Origin of the sequence: Klebsiella sp. 1SOBk10mer, assembly GCF_046602535.1 — a bacterium.
In the GTDB taxonomy this organism is placed as follows: domain Bacteria; phylum Pseudomonadota; class Gammaproteobacteria; order Enterobacterales; family Enterobacteriaceae; genus Klebsiella; species Klebsiella quasipneumoniae.
Window position 1 is genome coordinate 895,172 of sequence record NZ_JBKIUP010000001.1, and the last position, 15,653, is coordinate 910,824.

The window sequence follows — 15,653 nt, forward strand, 5'->3', positions numbered from 1 at the left end:
CCCCGGCAGCGATGCCGGGGATTTTTTTTGCCTGTGTCAGAGCGCCAGGCAACGTGAGCGCAGGACAAAAAAAAGCCCATCGTGGGAGATGGGCAAAGACTACACACAGCAATTCGTTGTTTCACTCAGGGGATTTCCATGCTTATAAATCAAGGTGTTGATTTATAACCGTGAGCTAATAGTAGGCAGCGGGGCCTTTGCCGTCGATCAGATTCCTCTCAATAGTTAAATTGTTGTGAAGGTCCGGAAGGTGAAACGCGGGTGAGGGGCCTACAAGTCTGGCGTTGAGCCGGCGATCAATAAATTTTGCTTAACAATTGTGCTGGCGGGGAAACAGGCGGGTCTCCCCGCCTGACAATGCATTACTTGCGCCCGGCCTCCAGCTCGCTGAGCTCTTCGAGCACGACGTCGGGATATTTCGGCGGCGGCGGCACTTCGTGCACCCAGGCGTCATACAGGCGCCAGGAGACGGCCAGCAGCACCGGACCGATAAACAGACCGATCATGCCGAAGGCGATCAGGCCGCCAATGACGCCGGTAAGAATGAGGATCATCGGCAGGTCGGCGCCCATGCGGATAAGCACCGGGCGTATAACGTTGTCCATGGTGCCGACCACGCAGCTCCACACCAGCAGCACGGTGCCCCAGGTGGTGTCCCCGCTCCAGTAAAGCCAGATAATCGACGGCACCAGAACCAGCAAAGGCCCGAGCTGGACCAGACAGGTAAAGATCATCACCACGGTCAGCAGAGCGGCGTAGGGCACGCCGGAGATGGCAAGGCCGATACCGCCCAGCACCGCCTGGGTGAGGGCTGTCACCACCACGCCCAGCGCCACGGCGCGCACGGCCTGGCCGGCCAGCAGCACGGCGGCGTCACCGCGTTTAGCCGCCAGGCGCGTGGCGAAATAGCGGAAACCGTAGGCCACCTGCTCACCGCGCCAGTAGAGCAACGCGCTGAACAGCAGCATCAAACCGCAGTAGACCAGAAGCTTGCCGATGTGCGCCGCCTGACCGACAAACCAGCTGGTAGTGGTGCCAATATAGGGGCGAACCTTGGCCATAATCGCCGAGCCGCCCATATCCAGCAGGCCATGCCAGGCGGAGTAGAGCTTATCGCCCACCAGCGGCACGCTGTTGAGCCAGGCGAAATCCGGCAGCGTCACATTTCCGCTGCTGATGAGTTTGATCAGCGGAACGCTGTTATCCACCAGGCTGTTGACCAGCAGAGCGATAGGAATAACGAATAGCAAAAACAACAGCAGGGTCATCGCCAGCACCGCCAGCATCCGTTTGCCGAACAGCACACGCTGCAGACGCAGCAGCACCGGCCAGGTGGCGATCACCACGGTGCCGGCCCAGGCGAAGGACAGAATAAACGGCTGCACAACCCACAGGCAGGATATGATAATCAGGGCCAGGAACAGCACCGACAGCAGTATTTGCGGTATGTCCCGAGGCTGATGGGGGTTAATCATAGATAAATTTTACCTTTCCAGTCGCGCCAAAAAGCTGGCGCCGCGTAAATCCATGTACTGATAATAATCTCAATAATTTTGCCGGGCTGATTTTGCACAGAAAACACGTGGGCGCATATGAAAAAAATGTGATAAAAAGTTGAATGCGCTACGCAAACGTTTAGTTAGCACCAACACAATATTTTCAAACACAACATAGTCAGGCAGGGTCAAGTGTGATGATCCCACAAATTTCTCAGGCGCCAGGGGTAGTTCAGCTGGTGCTGAATTTTTTGCAGGTACTGGAGCAACAGGGTTTTACCGGCGATACCGCCACCAGCTATGCCGACAGGCTGACGATGGCCACCGACAACAGCGTCTATCAGCTGCTGCCGGATGCGGTCCTTTTTCCACGTTCCACGGCAGACGTCGCGCTACTGGCGCGCGTCGCCGCCGAACCACGCTTTAAATCGCTGATCTTCACCCCGCGCGGCGGCGGCACCGGCACTAACGGCCAGGCGCTGAACGGCGGAATTATCGTCGATATGTCCCGCTATATGAACCGCATTATCGAAATCAACCCCGAAGAGGGTTGGGTGCGCGTTGAAGCCGGAGTCATCAAAGATCAGCTGAATCAGTTTCTCAAGCCCTATGGCTATTTCTTTTCCCCGGAGCTCTCCACCAGCAACCGCGCTACCCTGGGCGGGATGATTAACACCGACGCGTCCGGACAGGGATCGCTGGTGTACGGTAAGACGTCGGATCACGTGCTTGGCCTGCGGGCGGTGCTGATGGGCGGTGATATCCTCGATACCCAGGCGGTGCCGGTGGCGCTGGCGGAGACGCTGGGCAATACGCCCTCGACGATCGGCCGGATCTACAACACGGTCTACCAGCGCTGCAAGGCGCAGCGCGAGCTGATCATGGATAAGTTTCCCAAACTCAACCGCTTCCTCACCGGATACGATCTGCGCCACGTCTTTAACGATGAGATGAGCGAGTTCGACCTGACCCGGATTTTAACCGGTTCGGAAGGGACGCTGGCGTTTATCACCGAAGCGCGGCTGGATATTACCCGCCTGCCGAAGGTGCGCCGGCTGGTCAACGTCAAATATGACTCCTTTGACTCTGCGCTGCGTAATGCACCCTTTATGGTGGAAGCCAAGGCCCTGTCGGTGGAGACCGTCGACTCTAAAGTCCTCAATCTGGCGCGCGAGGATATCGTCTGGCACTCGGTGAACGAACTGATCACCGACGTACCTGATAAAGAGATGCTCGGGCTGAATATCGTCGAATTCGCCGGGGATGACGCGGCGCTGATTGACCAGCAGGTCACCACCCTGTGCCAGCGGCTGGACGAGCTGATGGCCCGCAGCGAGGCGGGAGTCATCGGCTGGCAGGTTTGTCACGATCTTGATGGCGTGGAGCGCATCTATGCCATGCGCAAGAAGGCGGTAGGCCTGTTGGGTAATGCCAAAGGTGCCGCCAAGCCGATCCCCTTTGCCGAGGATACCTGCGTCCCGCCCGAACACCTGGCGGATTATATCGTCGAGTTCCGCGCGCTGCTCGACAGCCACGGCCTGAGCTACGGCATGTTTGGCCACGTCGACGCCGGGGTGCTGCATGTGCGCCCGGCGCTGGACATGTGCGATCCGCAGCAGGAGGTGCTGATGAAGCAGATCTCCGACGATGTGGTGGCGCTGACGGCGAAGTATGGCGGCCTGCTGTGGGGGGAACATGGCAAAGGCTTTCGCGCGGAGTACAGCCCGGCCTTCTTTGGCGAGGCGCTGTACGGCGAACTTAGGAAGATCAAAGCGGTCTTCGATCCCGATAACCGCCTGAACCCAGGGAAAATCTGCCCTCCGGAAGGAGTCGACGCGCCGATGATGAAAGTCGACGCGGTGAAGCGTGGCACCTGGGATCGGCAGATCCCCATCGCGGTGCGCAGCAGCTGGCGCGGGGCGATGGAGTGTAATGGCAACGGGTTGTGCTTCAACTTTGACGTAAAAAGTCCGATGTGTCCGTCGATGAAAGTCAGCAACCAGCGCATCCACTCGCCGAAAGGGCGGGCGACGCTGGTGCGTGAATGGCTGCGCCTGCTGGCGGATCGCGGCGTCGATCCCAATCAGCTGGAGAAGGCGCTGCCGGAGCAGGGCGTTAGCCTGCGCTCGCTGGTGGCGCGCACCCGTAACAGCTGGCATGCGCGCAAAGGGGAATATGACTTCTCGCACGAGGTCAAAGAGGCGATGTCCGGCTGTCTGGCCTGCAAAGCCTGTTCGACCCAGTGCCCGATCAAAATCGATGTCCCGGAGTTCCGCTCGCGCTTCCTGCAGCTGTATCACAGCCGCTATCTGCGTCCGGTGCGGGATCATCTGGTGGCGTCGGTGGAGTCCTATGCGCCGCTGATGGCCCAGGCGCCGAAGACCTTTAACTTCTTCATTAACCAGCCGTGGCTGAAAAAGCTGTCGGAGAAGCATATCGGGATGGTCGATCTGCCGCTGCTCTCGGCGCCGTCGCTGAAGCAGCAGATGGCCGGCCACCGCTCCGCCAATATGACCCTTGAGCAGCTCGAAGCGCTGAGCGACGAGCAGAAGGCGAAGATGGTGCTGGTGGTGCAGGATCCCTTCACCAGCTATTACGACGCTCAGGTGGTGGCTGACTTTATCCGTCTGGTCGAGGCCTTAGGCTATCAGCCGGTGCTCCTGCCGTTCTCGCCGAACGGCAAGGCGCAGCATATTAAAGGATTCCTGACCCGCTTCGCGCGCACCGCGCAGAAAACGGCAGACTTCCTTAACCGAGTGGCGCAGCTGGGTATGCCGCTGGTCGGCGTCGATCCGGCGCTGGTGCTTTGCTACCGCGATGAATATAAGCAAACGCTCGGCGACAAGCGCGGCGATTTCCAGGTCATGCTGGTGCATGAGTGGTTGCCGAAGGCCCTGCCGACCGACGCCCGTCCCGATCTCGGCGGCGAGCCCTGGTACCTGTTCGGTCATTGTACGGAAGTGACCGCGCTGCCGGCGGCGACAAAGCAGTGGGCAGAGATTTTTGCCCACTTCGGCGCGAAGCTGGAAAACGTCAGCGTTGGGTGCTGCGGGATGGCAGGCACCTATGGTCATGAAGTGAAAAACCATGCCAACTCGCTGGCCATTTACGCGCTCTCCTGGCAGCAGGCGATGCAGCGGCTGCCGCGTAACCGCTGTCTGGTGACGGGCTACTCCTGCCGCAGCCAGGTGAAGCGCATTGAAGGCAGCGGCGTTCGCCACCCGCTGCAGGCGTTACTGGAGATAATCGGATGATTTGGAAACGTCAGACCACGCTGGAGCAGCTCAACCGGCTCGGTGAGGGAAACATGGTAGGGCTGTTGGATATTCGCTTTGAGACGTTTACCGACGATACGCTGGAGGCCACCATGCCGGTGGATGGCCGCACCCAGCAGCCGTTTGGTCTGCTGCACGGCGGGGCGTCGGTGGTGCTGGCGGAGACGCTGGGGTCGGTGGCGGGTTATCTGTGCAGCGAAGGCGAACAGAAGGTGGTGGGGCTGGAGGTTAACGCCAACCACATCCGTTCAGCGCGTGGGGGCCGGGTGCGGGGCGTGTGCAAAGCGCTGCACGTCGGGACTCGCCATCAGGTCTGGCAAATTGAAATCTTCGACGAACAGTCGCGATTGTGCTGTTCATCGCGGCTAACCACCGCGGTAATATAAACCGTAAGGGGGAGGCGAATAGCCTCCCTTTTTTCAAGGTAATAAGCGGCAAAGGGCCTGGCAGCGCGAGAGATGGCGTGAGAACACTACCGCGCAGCGGCAAGAAATTATCTAATAAATAGATTATCACCGATCCAATCTCGTTATATATGCTACTCTTTTCAATACGAAATGCATAAAGGTAACAAGAGGACGGTTAACCATGGGTATTCTTTCCTGGATCATTTTTGGACTTATTGCCGGTATTTTAGCCAAGTGGATTATGCCGGGGAAAGACGGCGGCGGGTTTATTGTAACCATTATTCTGGGGATCATCGGCGCCGTGGTCGGCGGCTGGATCAGTACCTTCTTTGGTTTTGGCAAAGTCGACGGGTTTAATTTCGGCAGCTTCGTGGTGGCGGTAATCGGTGCGCTGGTTGTGCTGTTTATCTACCGTAAAGTGCGCAGCTAATTCTCTGCATTCTGTTTTATTCAAGTTAACAAAAGCTGCCGCTTATCGCGGCAGCTTTTTTATTATCGCAGGACTCAGGCAGCGTGCCCACGCCAGGGCTACTGCCCGTCGGCATCCTCCGCAACCGGCACCACCTCCACGTGAACTTCGTAGTGCTTCGCCTGACCAGTTGGGATCAGGGCGGTTAGTTTGTTAATGGTTTCCGCCGGCGTATCGGTCGCGACCGTTGCTGAAAACAGCACCGGCTTGCGCGGCGGAAACGGTGGCGGGAACGGCGGCAGGGGACCATGACCCATCTCCAGCGGAGGACGGCCGCCGTTGTCGACAGCGGGCGTCGGAGCGTCGGTTTTATCAGCCGCAAAAGCGCTGGCGGCGGCCACGGCAGCAATAGCGAACAGCGCAAAGAGAGCTTTTTTCATCTGGTTTTCCTCGATAAGCAAGTGCATAAAGAGTAGAGGGCGGCGGCAGGCGGGACAATGCCGTGCGGCGCGAATCCTCTGAATCTCCTTTATTCCTCGCGAATGTGAAGGTCAGATGAGAGCGGGTGTCATTGTGTTCGGGAGCCTCTTAATTCAGCAGCACGCTCATAATCAGCAGCACGGCCATGCACATCGACATAATACTGATATCAACAATCATTCTTTACGACAAAAGCTCCAGCAAACGGGTACGGCGGCCAGGTCACAGCACGTATTATAGTGGTTAAAGATTGTACCCTGCATGCATTCCCTGGACAAACGATTATTAGCCTGGCGTTGCCTGAACTGCCGCGCCTGACCATGGCGTCATGATGATACCGCGAACCGCACCTTGCCCTTAGCGGAGCAACATGAGGATAGCTCATGTTGCAATGAATTTAAGTCGCTTTCCCTCCATCACCGACTCTGGCAAAAATAGACCCATTAACGAATCAACAACATTTACCGGTTGAAGCGCGCCAGGTCTGACTCTGCGTCGCCAGTGGAGAGTACTCCGCTTATTCCGCTTTATGCCCGACACCAGGATGGACAATCGCCATGAATAACGAATTTACCTATACGATTAAGCGCAGCCGGTTTGATGAAAATTATAACCCTGCGGAAAATACGCGTATTACCACCAATTTTGCCAATTTGGCGAGAGGGGAGAGCCGTCAGGACAATCTGCGCAATACGTTAATCATGATGAATAACCGGTTTAATACCCTGGCGCACTGGGATAATCCCTACAACGATCGCTATGCCGTGGAACTGGATATTATTTCTGTCGAGATGAATATTGCTGATGCCGCCAGTTTTCCGGTGATAGAGATCCTGCAAACGCATATTGTCGATAAAAAAACCGGTGAGCGCCATGCCAGTATCGTCGGCAATAACTTCTCTTCCTGGGTACGGGATTATGATTTTAGCGTGCTGCTGCTGGAGCATAATAAAGACCAGAGCCGCTTCAGCGTGCCCGAAAACTTTGGCGAGCTGCACGGCAATATCTTTAAGGATTTCGTGCAATCCAGCGCCTATAAGACCAGTTTCAGCAAGGCGCCGGTGATTTGTCTGAGCGTATCCAGCAAAGATGTTTATCGTCGCACCGGTAATGAACATCCGGTTCTCGGTATTGAATATGCCCAGGAAGGCGTCTCGCTGACCGAGCGCTATTTCAGCAAAATGGGGCTGCAGGTGCGCTATTTTATGCCGAAACACAGCGTCGCGCCGTTGGCCTTCTATTTTTCCGGCGATCTGCTCAGCGATTACACCAGCCTGGAGCTGATCGCGACCATCAGCACGATGGAGACGTTTCAAAAAATATATCGCCCGGAGATTTACAACGCGAATTCCGCGGCGGGGCAATACTATCAGCCCAATCTCAATCACCTGGATCATTCTGTCACCAAAATTGTGTATGACCGGGAAGAGCGCAGCCTGTTGGCGATAGAGCAGGGTAAATTTACACAACAACATTTTATCGACCCGCACAAGACGTTGCTTGAGCAATGGTCTGCTAACTTCGCGCGTTGCTAAACCAATATAAAAGGCTACTTATTATGAAAACATGGCTTCCGACCTCCACCGCTGGCAGTTTACCGAAACCTTCCTGGCTGGCGCAGCCAGAGACCCTGTGGTCGCCCTGGAAACTGTCCAGCGAAGAATTACTGGCCGGCAAGCGCGACGCCCTGCGTTTGTCCCTCGACGACCAGCTGCGGGCCGGGATCGATATTGTCAGCGACGGCGAGCAAACGCGGCAGCACTTTGTCACCACCTTTATTGAACACCTCAGCGGCGTTGATTTTGCCAAACGCGAGATCGTGAAAATTCGTAACCGCTATGAGGCCAGTGTTCCAACCGTGGTGGGCGCCGTAGAGCGCCAGAAACCGGTCTTCGTTGAGGACGCGCGCTATCTGCGTCAGCTCACCAGTCAGCCGATAAAATGGGCGCTGCCGGGCCCCATGACCATGATCGACACACTGTATGACAACCACTATAAAAGCCGGGAAAAGCTGGCCTGGGAGTTCGCCAAAATCCTCAATCAGGAAGCGAAAGAGTTAGAGGCCGCCGGGGTCGATATTATTCAGTTCGATGAGCCGGCCTTCAACGTCTTCTTCGATGAGGTGAACGACTGGGGGATCGCCGCGCTGGAACGAGCTACTGAAGGGCTGAAGTGCGAGACGGCGGTGCATATCTGCTACGGCTACGGCATCAAGGCCAATACCGACTGGAAAAAAACGCTGGGCTCAGAGTGGCGTCAGTATGAGGAGGCCTTCCCGCAGCTGCAGAAATCGTCCCTCGATATTATCTCTCTCGAGTGCCACAACTCGCGGGTGCCGATGGATCTGCTGGAGTTGATCCGCGGTAAAAAGGTGATGGTCGGGGCGATCGATGTCGCCAGCCATGCGATTGAAACTCCGGAAGAGGTGGCTGCTACCCTGCGCAAGGCGCTGGCGTTCGTCGATGCCGACAAGCTCTACCCCTCCACCAACTGCGGTATGGCGCCGCTGCCGCGCCAGGTCGCGACCGGCAAACTGCACGCCTTAAGCGCCGGTGCCGAGATCGTTCGCCGCGAGCTGGCGGTAAAATAAGGCGGACTGGCTTTCGTGCGCTTCTCCCGGTTAACCTCCTGAGCGGGCCGTTACCCGCTCAGCGTCAGGTTGCCGCCAGCGGGCGGCAGATCGCCCGCAGGGCGACGGCACTGCACAACGGAAACAGCGCCAGCAGAAGCCAGGGATAGACCGCCTGCGGCGAGGGGGTGAGCGCCTGGTCAAGCAAATGGCCGAGCAGCAAATTCCCGGCTAACACCGCGCACCCCCCCGCAGTGGCGAGCGCCCCGTAGTGGGCGCCCAGCGTCGACTCCTCGGCAAACAGCGGGATTAGATCCTTGGCTGAGGGCACCAGCAGCATCTGGCCGAGGGTGAGCAGTGTGACAAAGCAGGCCGACGGCAATAATCGCAGCCAGCCGGCGGCGGGCGGCGAGGCGGCGAATAACGCCACGCTCACGAAGGAAGCCGACAGCAGCAGAAAGCCCACCGGCAGAATGCGCACGGCGCCAATACGACGGGCGAAGCGGGCGAGAGGAAGCTGTAGGGTAATAATCAACAGCGAGGCCAGCATAAAAAGCGGCGCCAGATCCTGCTCACGGCCGCCTGCGCGTTGGATCTCCACCGGCAGGGCGAGATACAGCTGGTTGTAGCTCAACAGCCATGAACTGTAAGCAATAATAAACGCGACGAAGCGCGGCTGGCGCAAAGGGGTCCACCACGGAACCCGGCTGCGCGTTTGGGGCCTCTGCCCGTCGGCGGGCAGACAGAAAAAGAGCACCAGCAGCGCCAGAAGAAATAGCCCCGCACCGGCGAGGGCGATATGCCGAAAGCCGATCCCGCTCAGTAACCCTCCGGCCACCGGGCCGATAACCGCTCCCAGCTCACCGCACACCGCAAACAGCGCAAACCACTCTGCGCGGCTGCGTTTTCCGTTGGCCTGGCTGTGGGTCCCGGTTCGCGCCAGCAGGGCCTCGATCGACGGGGAAAACAGCGCCCCGCCGACGCCCGTCAGGCAGGCGCCGAGGATAATCGGCTCCAGTGTTGTGCCGCACGCCAGCAGCAGATAGCCGGCAACGCGGACCACGCAGCCGGCGAGGATGATCGCCTTAGCGCCGTAGCGGTCGGCCAGCGTCCCGCCGATGATAAACATGCCCTGCTGAGAGAAGGTGCGCAGCCCGAGGATCAGGCCGATAAGCCCGCCGGAAAGCAGCATCTCGTCGCGCAGGAAGAGGGCAAGGAAAGGGACGACCGCATAAAAGCCAATATTAAAAACGAACTGGCTTCCCAGTAAAACGGGAGGCCAGAGCGTCGCGGCAGGGCGCAGGGGGAAGAGAGGCATACTCGCCCAACCTAAACGATGAAATGAATGTGCTTTTTACCGTGGTATGGGGAGATCTCGATTTTGGTTTTCACCCGGAAAACGTCCCACAGCAGCGCTTCGGACAAAATCTCCTCCGGCGTCCCGTTGGCGAGGATCTGCCCCTGCTGCATCACGATCAGCGAATCGCAGAACATCGCGGCATGGTTAAGATCGTGAATGGCCACAATGCTGGTCACCGGCAGCTCGCTGATCAACTGCATCAGCTGCATCTGATGGTGAATATCCAGATGGTTGGTAGGTTCATCCAGCAGGATCTCACTCGGGTTCTGCGCCAGCGCGCGGGCGATATGCACCCGCTGCCGCTCGCCGCCGGAGAGGCTCAGCCACCCCTGGTCGCTTTTCTCCAGCATCGCCACCCGCTGCAGCGCGGCGGTGACCGCCTCGTCATCCTGAGCGCTCCAGTTGGAGAACGGCGAGTGGTGCGGAATACGTCCCAGCCGCACGACGTCGCGCACCCGCATATTGGCCTCGGTCATGCCGTGTTGCTCGACGAACGCCACCCGGCGGGCGAGCTGCTTTTTCGCCATCCGGGCGATGTCGTGGCCGTCGAGGGTGACGCGACCCGCATCCGGGCGGCGCAGGCCCGCCAGAACCCGCAGTAGCGAGGATTTGCCGCAGCCGTTGGGGCCCAGCAGACCCACCGTTTCGCCGCGCGAGACCCGCAGCGAGACATTATTGACGATGATCTTTTTGCCTGCCTTCCAGGTGATATTTTCAGCGCAAATACTCATCACTTATTCCTTGAGCGGTAGATAATCACGGCAAAGAAAGGCACCCCGACCAGGGCGGTCACCACTCCGACCGGCAGACTCTGCGGGGCAATCAGCAGGCGCGAGGCAATGTCCGCCAGCACCATCAGGATCGCCCCCGCCAGCGCGCTGGCGATCAGCAACGTCCGGTGCAGCGGGCCAAAGAAGAAGCGCATCACGTGCGGCACCACCAGGCCGACAAAGCCGATCGAGCCGGCCATGCTGACGATGGTGGCAGTGATCACCGCCGCGGTGGTGAAGAGGATCAGGCGCACGCGCGGCACGGCAATGCCCAGCGAAGCGGCGGCATCGTCGCCGAAGGTGAACGCGTCCAGCGCCCGGGCATACCACAGGCAGACCGCCAGGCCCGCGAGGACCACCACCAGAACCAGCTGGAATTCGGGCCAGCGGACGCCGCTGAAGCTGCCCAGCAGCCAGAACATCACATCGCGCGCCTGCTGCGCGCTGGCGGAGGTGCTGATGGTGTAGGCCGTGAGGGCGTTAAATAATTGCGAGGCGGCGACGCCCGCCAGGATGGTGCGCTCATTGCCGCCGCGCGCGCCGTTGGTCAGAAAGGCAACAAAGGCGAAGGCGGCGAAGGCACCGGCAAACGCCCCGGCGGAGAGGGAGATCGCCCCGGCGCCAAGGCCCAGCACCACAATCGATACCGCGCCGGTGGAGGCCCCGGCGGAGACGCCGAGGACGTAGGGCTCCGCGAGGGCGTTCTTCAGCAGGCTTTGCAGCACGGCGCCGCAGATAGCGAGGCCGGCGCCGCAGCAGGCGGCGACCAGCGCGCGGCTGAGGCGGAAATCCCAGATAACGCTCTCGGAGATACGATTGAGAGGCACCGCGGTTAAGCCGGTTTTATTGCTGATAGCGTAAAAGACGTTCTGCAGCGGGATGGGCAGTTCGCCGACGCTGACGCCCACCGCAATCACCAGCGCCAGCACGCACACGGCGACGACACACCAGCCGGTGAGCAGCATGCTGCGGCGCGTCTGCAATACGGCGGCGCTCATCAGTTAAGCCCCATTTTTCTCAGCTGTTCGCCCACCTGCTCCGCGCCGTATAGGGTGCGGATGGTCGGATTCATCGCCTGGCCGTCCATCACCACGATATGGCCTTTTTTCACCGCCTCCAGCTGGCTGACGGCGGGATCGCTTTTGAGGAATTTAATCTTCTCCTCGGCCTTATCCAGCGCCCAGCGGTTACGATCCAGGCTCGAGACCACGATCACATCCGGGTTGGCGGCAATGATGCTCTCCCAGCTCACCGTGGGCCACTCGGTCTCGGAGGTTATCGCATTATGACCGCCCAGCACGTTGGCGATAAAGCCGGAGGCGCTGTTTTTACCGCCGACATAGGCATCGGCCGATGGCGAGGCGCTGGAGAACCAGAAGACGAAGGAGAGATCTTTTTTGCTTTTACCGAACTCCTGACGCAGGTCGGCTTCACGTTTTTTGAAATCGGCGATCAGCGCCTGGCCACGATCTTCGACGTTGAAAATGCGGGCGAAATCGCTAATTTCCTGATACAGCCAGGTCATGTCCCACAGCTTCTGCCGGCTGCCGTACATATCGCCGGTAGCCTTTTTGGTGGCGCACATCCCCGGCGACACGTAGCTGTTCACGCCAACGGTGGCAAGATCTTCACGCCTGGCGACTTTGCTTTCCGGCCCCAGCAGCAGCGGCAACTGGGCGGGAACGAAATCGGGATTTTGCGCCAGCACGGATTCCAGGCTCGGGATTTCCACCGTCAGGGTTTTAATCTTCGCGTTTTGCTCAGCCAGCTGCGGTAATACCGTAGTCGGCCAGAAGGCGCTGGCCACCACCTGCTTATGCAGCCCAAGCAGCAGCAGGATTTCGACCGTATTTTGCCCCAGCGCGACCACGCGCTCCGGCGGCCGGGTAAAGGTCTCCTGATAGCCACAGTTTTCAATCGTCAGGGGGTAGGTTGTTGCCAGCCCGGAACTGACGGCGGTGAACATCAAGCCTAACGCGCAGAGGACCTTCTTCATTAAACGCTATCCTTGTAAACAGGCGAGTAAATGACCAGCAAATGGGAGGAATGCAAATGAAACTCATTATTGGGGCGGGGTTTTATACAATGCCGTATTTACAGTGTCAATGAGTGACTATTTCAGCAGGGAAGGGATTACCCGCGAGGCGGGTGGGTCAGCGCGCCAGAGGGCCGCGAATATACGTCTGCAACCCCTCGGCGAGGAAATTAAATACCCGCTTACAGGCGGGGCTATGGCGCAGGTCCTCATGCATCACCAGCCAGGTATCGAGATACAGAGAAAAGTCGGCCGCCAGCACTCGCTGCAGGGGAATAATGCCGTCGGCGAGGGGCGCCTGGCAGATGCCGATCCCTGCCCCGGCGCGGATCAGGCTCAGCTGGGCGAGGTCGCTATCGGTGCGCATCGCGAAGACCTCGCGCTGAAAACGGGGATAGCGCGCAAGAGCCCGGCGAACGAGGGGCGTGGCGCTGTCGAAACCAATCAGCGCGTGGCCGTCAAGCTCCTCGAGCGTAGCGGGCCGACCCTGGCGGGTCAGATAGGCATCGGTAGCATGCAGCCCAAGCTCGATCCTGCCGAGACGCCGCGCGATAAGCTGCTCCTGCTGCGGAGCGACCATCCGCACCGCGATATCCGCCTCCCGGTGAAGCAGATCCTGAAACCGATTGGAGAGCATCAGTTCGATGACGATACTCGGGCACGCTTGCCTGAGCCGTGCAATCAGCGGCGGCAGCACCTCAGCGCCGACCACCTCGCTGGCGGCCACCCGCACCACGCCACGCAGATCGGTGCTGTCGCGACTAAAGTTAGCCGCCGTGCGTTCCAGCGCCCGGGCGGTGTTGGCCATTGTCTCAGCGTGCGCCTGCAGCGCCAGCGCCGCGTCGGTCGCCAGCAGGCCGGTTTGCGAGCGGGTAAATAAGGTCTGGCCGAGGGCGGCCTCCAGGCCGGCGATATGGCGACCCGCCGTCGGCTGAGTGATGTTCAGGGTGCGCGATGCGCCCGATAAAGAGCCTTCCTGCAGGACGGCGAGAAAGGTTCGGTACCACTCCCAGGGAATAGAGGTATTCATACAAAAATGTATAGCCGCTCGATGATGGTATGCAATTTCATTTGATATGAGCCGCAGGTAGGCTGTCAAGCATCCATTAGCGAACGGGGAAAGACGATGAACAGCAGCGGCAAAGTCCTGATTTTGGGAGCAAGCGGGGGCATAGGCGGGGAAGTGGCGCGTCGGCTGGCGGCGGACAACTGGCAGGTTCGGGCGCTGAAGCGCGGCGCCCAGCTTCATGGGCCCCAAGAGGGCATGCAGTGGATTGCCGGCGACGCGCTGGATGCCGGGCAGGTGGCGGCGGCGGCTGCCGGTTGCGACGTGATCGTCCATGCGGTCAATCCGCCGGGCTACCGGCACTGGCGGCAGCAGGTACTACCTATGCTGCGCAACACCCTGCAGGCCGCCGCCCAGCAGCGGGCGTTAGTTGTCCTGCCCGGCACGGTCTACAACTATGGACCGGATGCCTTTCCGCTGATTGACGAAGCGGCCGCGCAACGGCCGGTGACCCGCAAAGGCGCCATCCGGGTGGAAATGGAGCAGGCGCTGGAGGATTACGTACAGCGCGGCGGCAGGGCGTTGATTGTCCGGGCGGGCGATTATTTTGGTCCGCGTGCCGGAAATAACTGGTTTTCCCAGGGGCTGGTCAAGCCAGGTCAGCTTCCCCGGACTATCAGCCTACCAGGGGCGATCGGCGTGGGGCATCAGTGGGCCTGGCTGCCCGACGTTGCCGCCACCATCGCCGCGCTGCTGGCCCGCAGGCATGAGCTTGAGCCGTTTGCCCGCTTTCATATGCAGGGCCACTGGGACCCGGACGGCAGCGAGATGAGCCAGGCGATCCAGCGGGTGGTCGCCCGCTATGGCGGCAGGGCGGTAGTGAAGTCCTTTCCCTGGTGGCTGGTGAAGCTGGCGGCGCCCTTCAACGCCACCCTGCGCGAAATGGTCGAGATGCACTATCTCTGGCGTCTACCGGTACGCCTGCGCAACGATAAGCTGGTGGCTTTTTTAGGCGCGGAGCCGCATACCCCGCTCGATCGTGCCGTACATCTGACGCTGCAAGGCCTGGGCTGTCTGCCCGCCGGCGCGATTAACCATGAGGCGCGTGAGGCATAACGCGGCGAGAGAGGTGAGCAGGGTGGGGTGTTATTGTGACCAAATCATGATAACGTCACTCGTTGTCAAACGATAGCGATCGCATTAAGCTAAACGGATGACGAAAATTACCCCCACCCCAGCAAGCCGTGGCCCCGTTGACCACAGCGTTCGGGACCAGATTCTTGACGCGGCCATGGCGCACTTCAGTCGCTATGGCTATGAAAAGACCACGGTCACCGATCTCGCCAAAGCAATAGGCTTTTCCAAAGCCTATATCTACAAGTTTTTTGACTCCAAGCAGGCGATTGGCGAGGCAATCTGCGCCAGCCGGCTGGAGAAGATCATGGTGGCCGTCAGCGAGGCCATCGCCGATGCACCCTCCGCCAGCGAGAAGCTGCGCCGCCTGTTCCGGGCGCTGACCGAGGCCGGCAGTGAACTGTTTTTCGAGGATCGCAAACTGTACGATATCGCCGCCGTCGCGGCGCGCGATAAATGGCCCTCAACGGAGCAGTATGCCGGTCATCTGCAGCAGCTGATTGGTCAAATCCTGGTCGAAGGCCGCCAGGCGGGTGAGTTCGAGCGCAAAACCCCGCTGGATGAGGCGACCCTGGCAGTCTATATGGTGATGTGTCCTTTCATCAACCCGGTGCAGCTGCAATATAATCTCGACACCGCGCCCACCGCGGCGGTGCTGCTTGCCTCCCTGATCCTGAGAAGTCTCTCCCCCTGATTTGTGACCATTGACTTT

The 15,653-nt window shown here is 59.5% G+C and carries 14 protein-coding genes and 1 other RNA gene; 7 read left to right on the forward strand and 8 right to left on the reverse strand.

Going from position 1 to position 15,653, the window contains the following annotated elements; translation table 11 throughout:
* Positions 1–64: 64 nt before the first annotated feature.
* Both rprA and ydiK read right to left on the reverse strand, forming a co-directional pair.
* Positions 65–172: antisense sRNA RprA (rprA, locus tag ACLH1I_RS04295), an RNA gene on the reverse strand.
* Positions 173–362: 190 nt separating this feature from the next.
* Positions 363–1,475, reverse strand: a complete 1,113-nt coding sequence (gene ydiK / locus ACLH1I_RS04300; RefSeq protein ID WP_198079676.1) for an AI-2E family transporter YdiK — start codon at positions 1,473–1,475, stop codon at positions 363–365.
* A gap of 218 nt (positions 1,476–1,693) precedes the next feature.
* Here ydiK and ACLH1I_RS04305 point away from each other — a divergent pair, with 218 nt between their 5' ends.
* From ACLH1I_RS04305 to ACLH1I_RS04315, 3 genes are all read left to right on the forward strand, one after another.
* A complete protein-coding gene (locus ACLH1I_RS04305; RefSeq protein WP_032456259.1) occupies positions 1,694–4,750 on the forward strand; it encodes an FAD-binding and (Fe-S)-binding domain-containing protein in 3,057 nt (1,018 codons plus the stop codon).
* Positions 4,747–5,157 carry a 1,4-dihydroxy-2-naphthoyl-CoA hydrolase gene (gene menI / locus ACLH1I_RS04310; protein WP_004203111.1) on the forward strand — a complete coding sequence of 137 codons (411 nt, stop codon included), beginning with the start codon at positions 4,747–4,749 and terminating at the stop codon, positions 5,155–5,157. Before ACLH1I_RS04305 ends, menI begins: the two co-directional genes overlap by 4 nt.
* A gap of 202 nt (positions 5,158–5,359) precedes the next feature.
* Positions 5,360–5,608: a GlsB/YeaQ/YmgE family stress response membrane protein gene (locus ACLH1I_RS04315; protein ID WP_004203110.1), complete on the forward strand. Its 249-nt coding sequence runs from the start codon at positions 5,360–5,362 to the stop codon at positions 5,606–5,608.
* Between the two features lie 98 nt (positions 5,609–5,706).
* On the opposite strand, the gene ACLH1I_RS04320 is transcribed toward ACLH1I_RS04315, so the two are convergent.
* Positions 5,707–6,027, reverse strand: a complete 321-nt coding sequence (locus ACLH1I_RS04320; protein ID WP_004203108.1) for a hypothetical protein — start codon at positions 6,025–6,027, stop codon at positions 5,707–5,709.
* Positions 6,028–6,624: 597 nt separating this feature from the next.
* On the opposite strand from ACLH1I_RS04320, the gene ACLH1I_RS04325 reads away from it, so the two are divergent.
* Together ACLH1I_RS04325 and ACLH1I_RS04330 are read left to right on the forward strand one after the other, a co-directional pair.
* A complete protein-coding gene (locus ACLH1I_RS04325) occupies positions 6,625–7,602 on the forward strand; it encodes a DUF1852 domain-containing protein (protein ID WP_198079678.1) in 978 nt (325 codons plus the stop codon).
* A 23-nt stretch (positions 7,603–7,625) separates the two neighbouring features.
* Positions 7,626–8,657, forward strand: coding sequence for a methionine synthase (locus tag ACLH1I_RS04330; RefSeq protein ID WP_004203106.1), 1,032 nt, complete (start codon positions 7,626–7,628; stop codon positions 8,655–8,657).
* A gap of 64 nt (positions 8,658–8,721) precedes the next feature.
* Here the strand turns inward: ACLH1I_RS04330 and ACLH1I_RS04335 are convergent, their stop codons facing one another.
* The 5 genes from ACLH1I_RS04335 to ACLH1I_RS04355 all read right to left on the reverse strand — a co-directional run bounded on the left by ACLH1I_RS04335 (position 8,722) and on the right by ACLH1I_RS04355 (position 13,831).
* Positions 8,722–9,954, reverse strand: coding sequence for an MFS transporter (locus tag ACLH1I_RS04335; RefSeq protein ID WP_087771280.1), 1,233 nt, complete (start codon positions 9,952–9,954; stop codon positions 8,722–8,724).
* Positions 9,955–9,965: 11 nt separating this feature from the next.
* Positions 9,966–10,727, reverse strand: a complete 762-nt coding sequence (locus ACLH1I_RS04340; protein WP_064177687.1) for an ABC transporter ATP-binding protein — start codon at positions 10,725–10,727, stop codon at positions 9,966–9,968.
* Entirely contained in the window at positions 10,727–11,764 is a 1,038-nt protein-coding gene (locus tag ACLH1I_RS04345; protein WP_004203101.1) for a FecCD family ABC transporter permease, read from the reverse strand. The genes ACLH1I_RS04340 and ACLH1I_RS04345 overlap by 1 nt, the downstream gene beginning before the upstream one ends.
* Positions 11,764–12,762 carry an ABC transporter substrate-binding protein gene (locus ACLH1I_RS04350; protein ID WP_198079680.1) on the reverse strand — a complete coding sequence of 333 codons (999 nt, stop codon included), beginning with the start codon at positions 12,760–12,762 and terminating at the stop codon, positions 11,764–11,766. Before ACLH1I_RS04350 ends, ACLH1I_RS04345 begins: the two co-directional genes overlap by 1 nt.
* Before the next feature lie 157 nt (positions 12,763–12,919).
* A complete protein-coding gene (locus ACLH1I_RS04355; protein WP_135731014.1) occupies positions 12,920–13,831 on the reverse strand; it encodes a LysR family transcriptional regulator in 912 nt (303 codons plus the stop codon).
* 96 nt (positions 13,832–13,927) lie between these two features.
* Here ACLH1I_RS04355 and ACLH1I_RS04360 point away from each other — a divergent pair, with 96 nt between their 5' ends.
* Both ACLH1I_RS04360 and ACLH1I_RS04365 read left to right on the forward strand, forming a co-directional pair.
* Positions 13,928–14,923, forward strand: a complete 996-nt coding sequence (locus ACLH1I_RS04360) for an NAD-dependent epimerase/dehydratase family protein (RefSeq protein ID WP_135731016.1) — start codon at positions 13,928–13,930, stop codon at positions 14,921–14,923.
* A 97-nt stretch (positions 14,924–15,020) separates the two neighbouring features.
* Positions 15,021–15,635 (forward strand): TetR/AcrR family transcriptional regulator, encoded by a 615-nt coding sequence (locus tag ACLH1I_RS04365; protein WP_017900853.1) that lies wholly within the window; start codon positions 15,021–15,023, stop codon positions 15,633–15,635.
* The last annotated feature ends 18 nt before the right edge of the window (positions 15,636–15,653 follow it).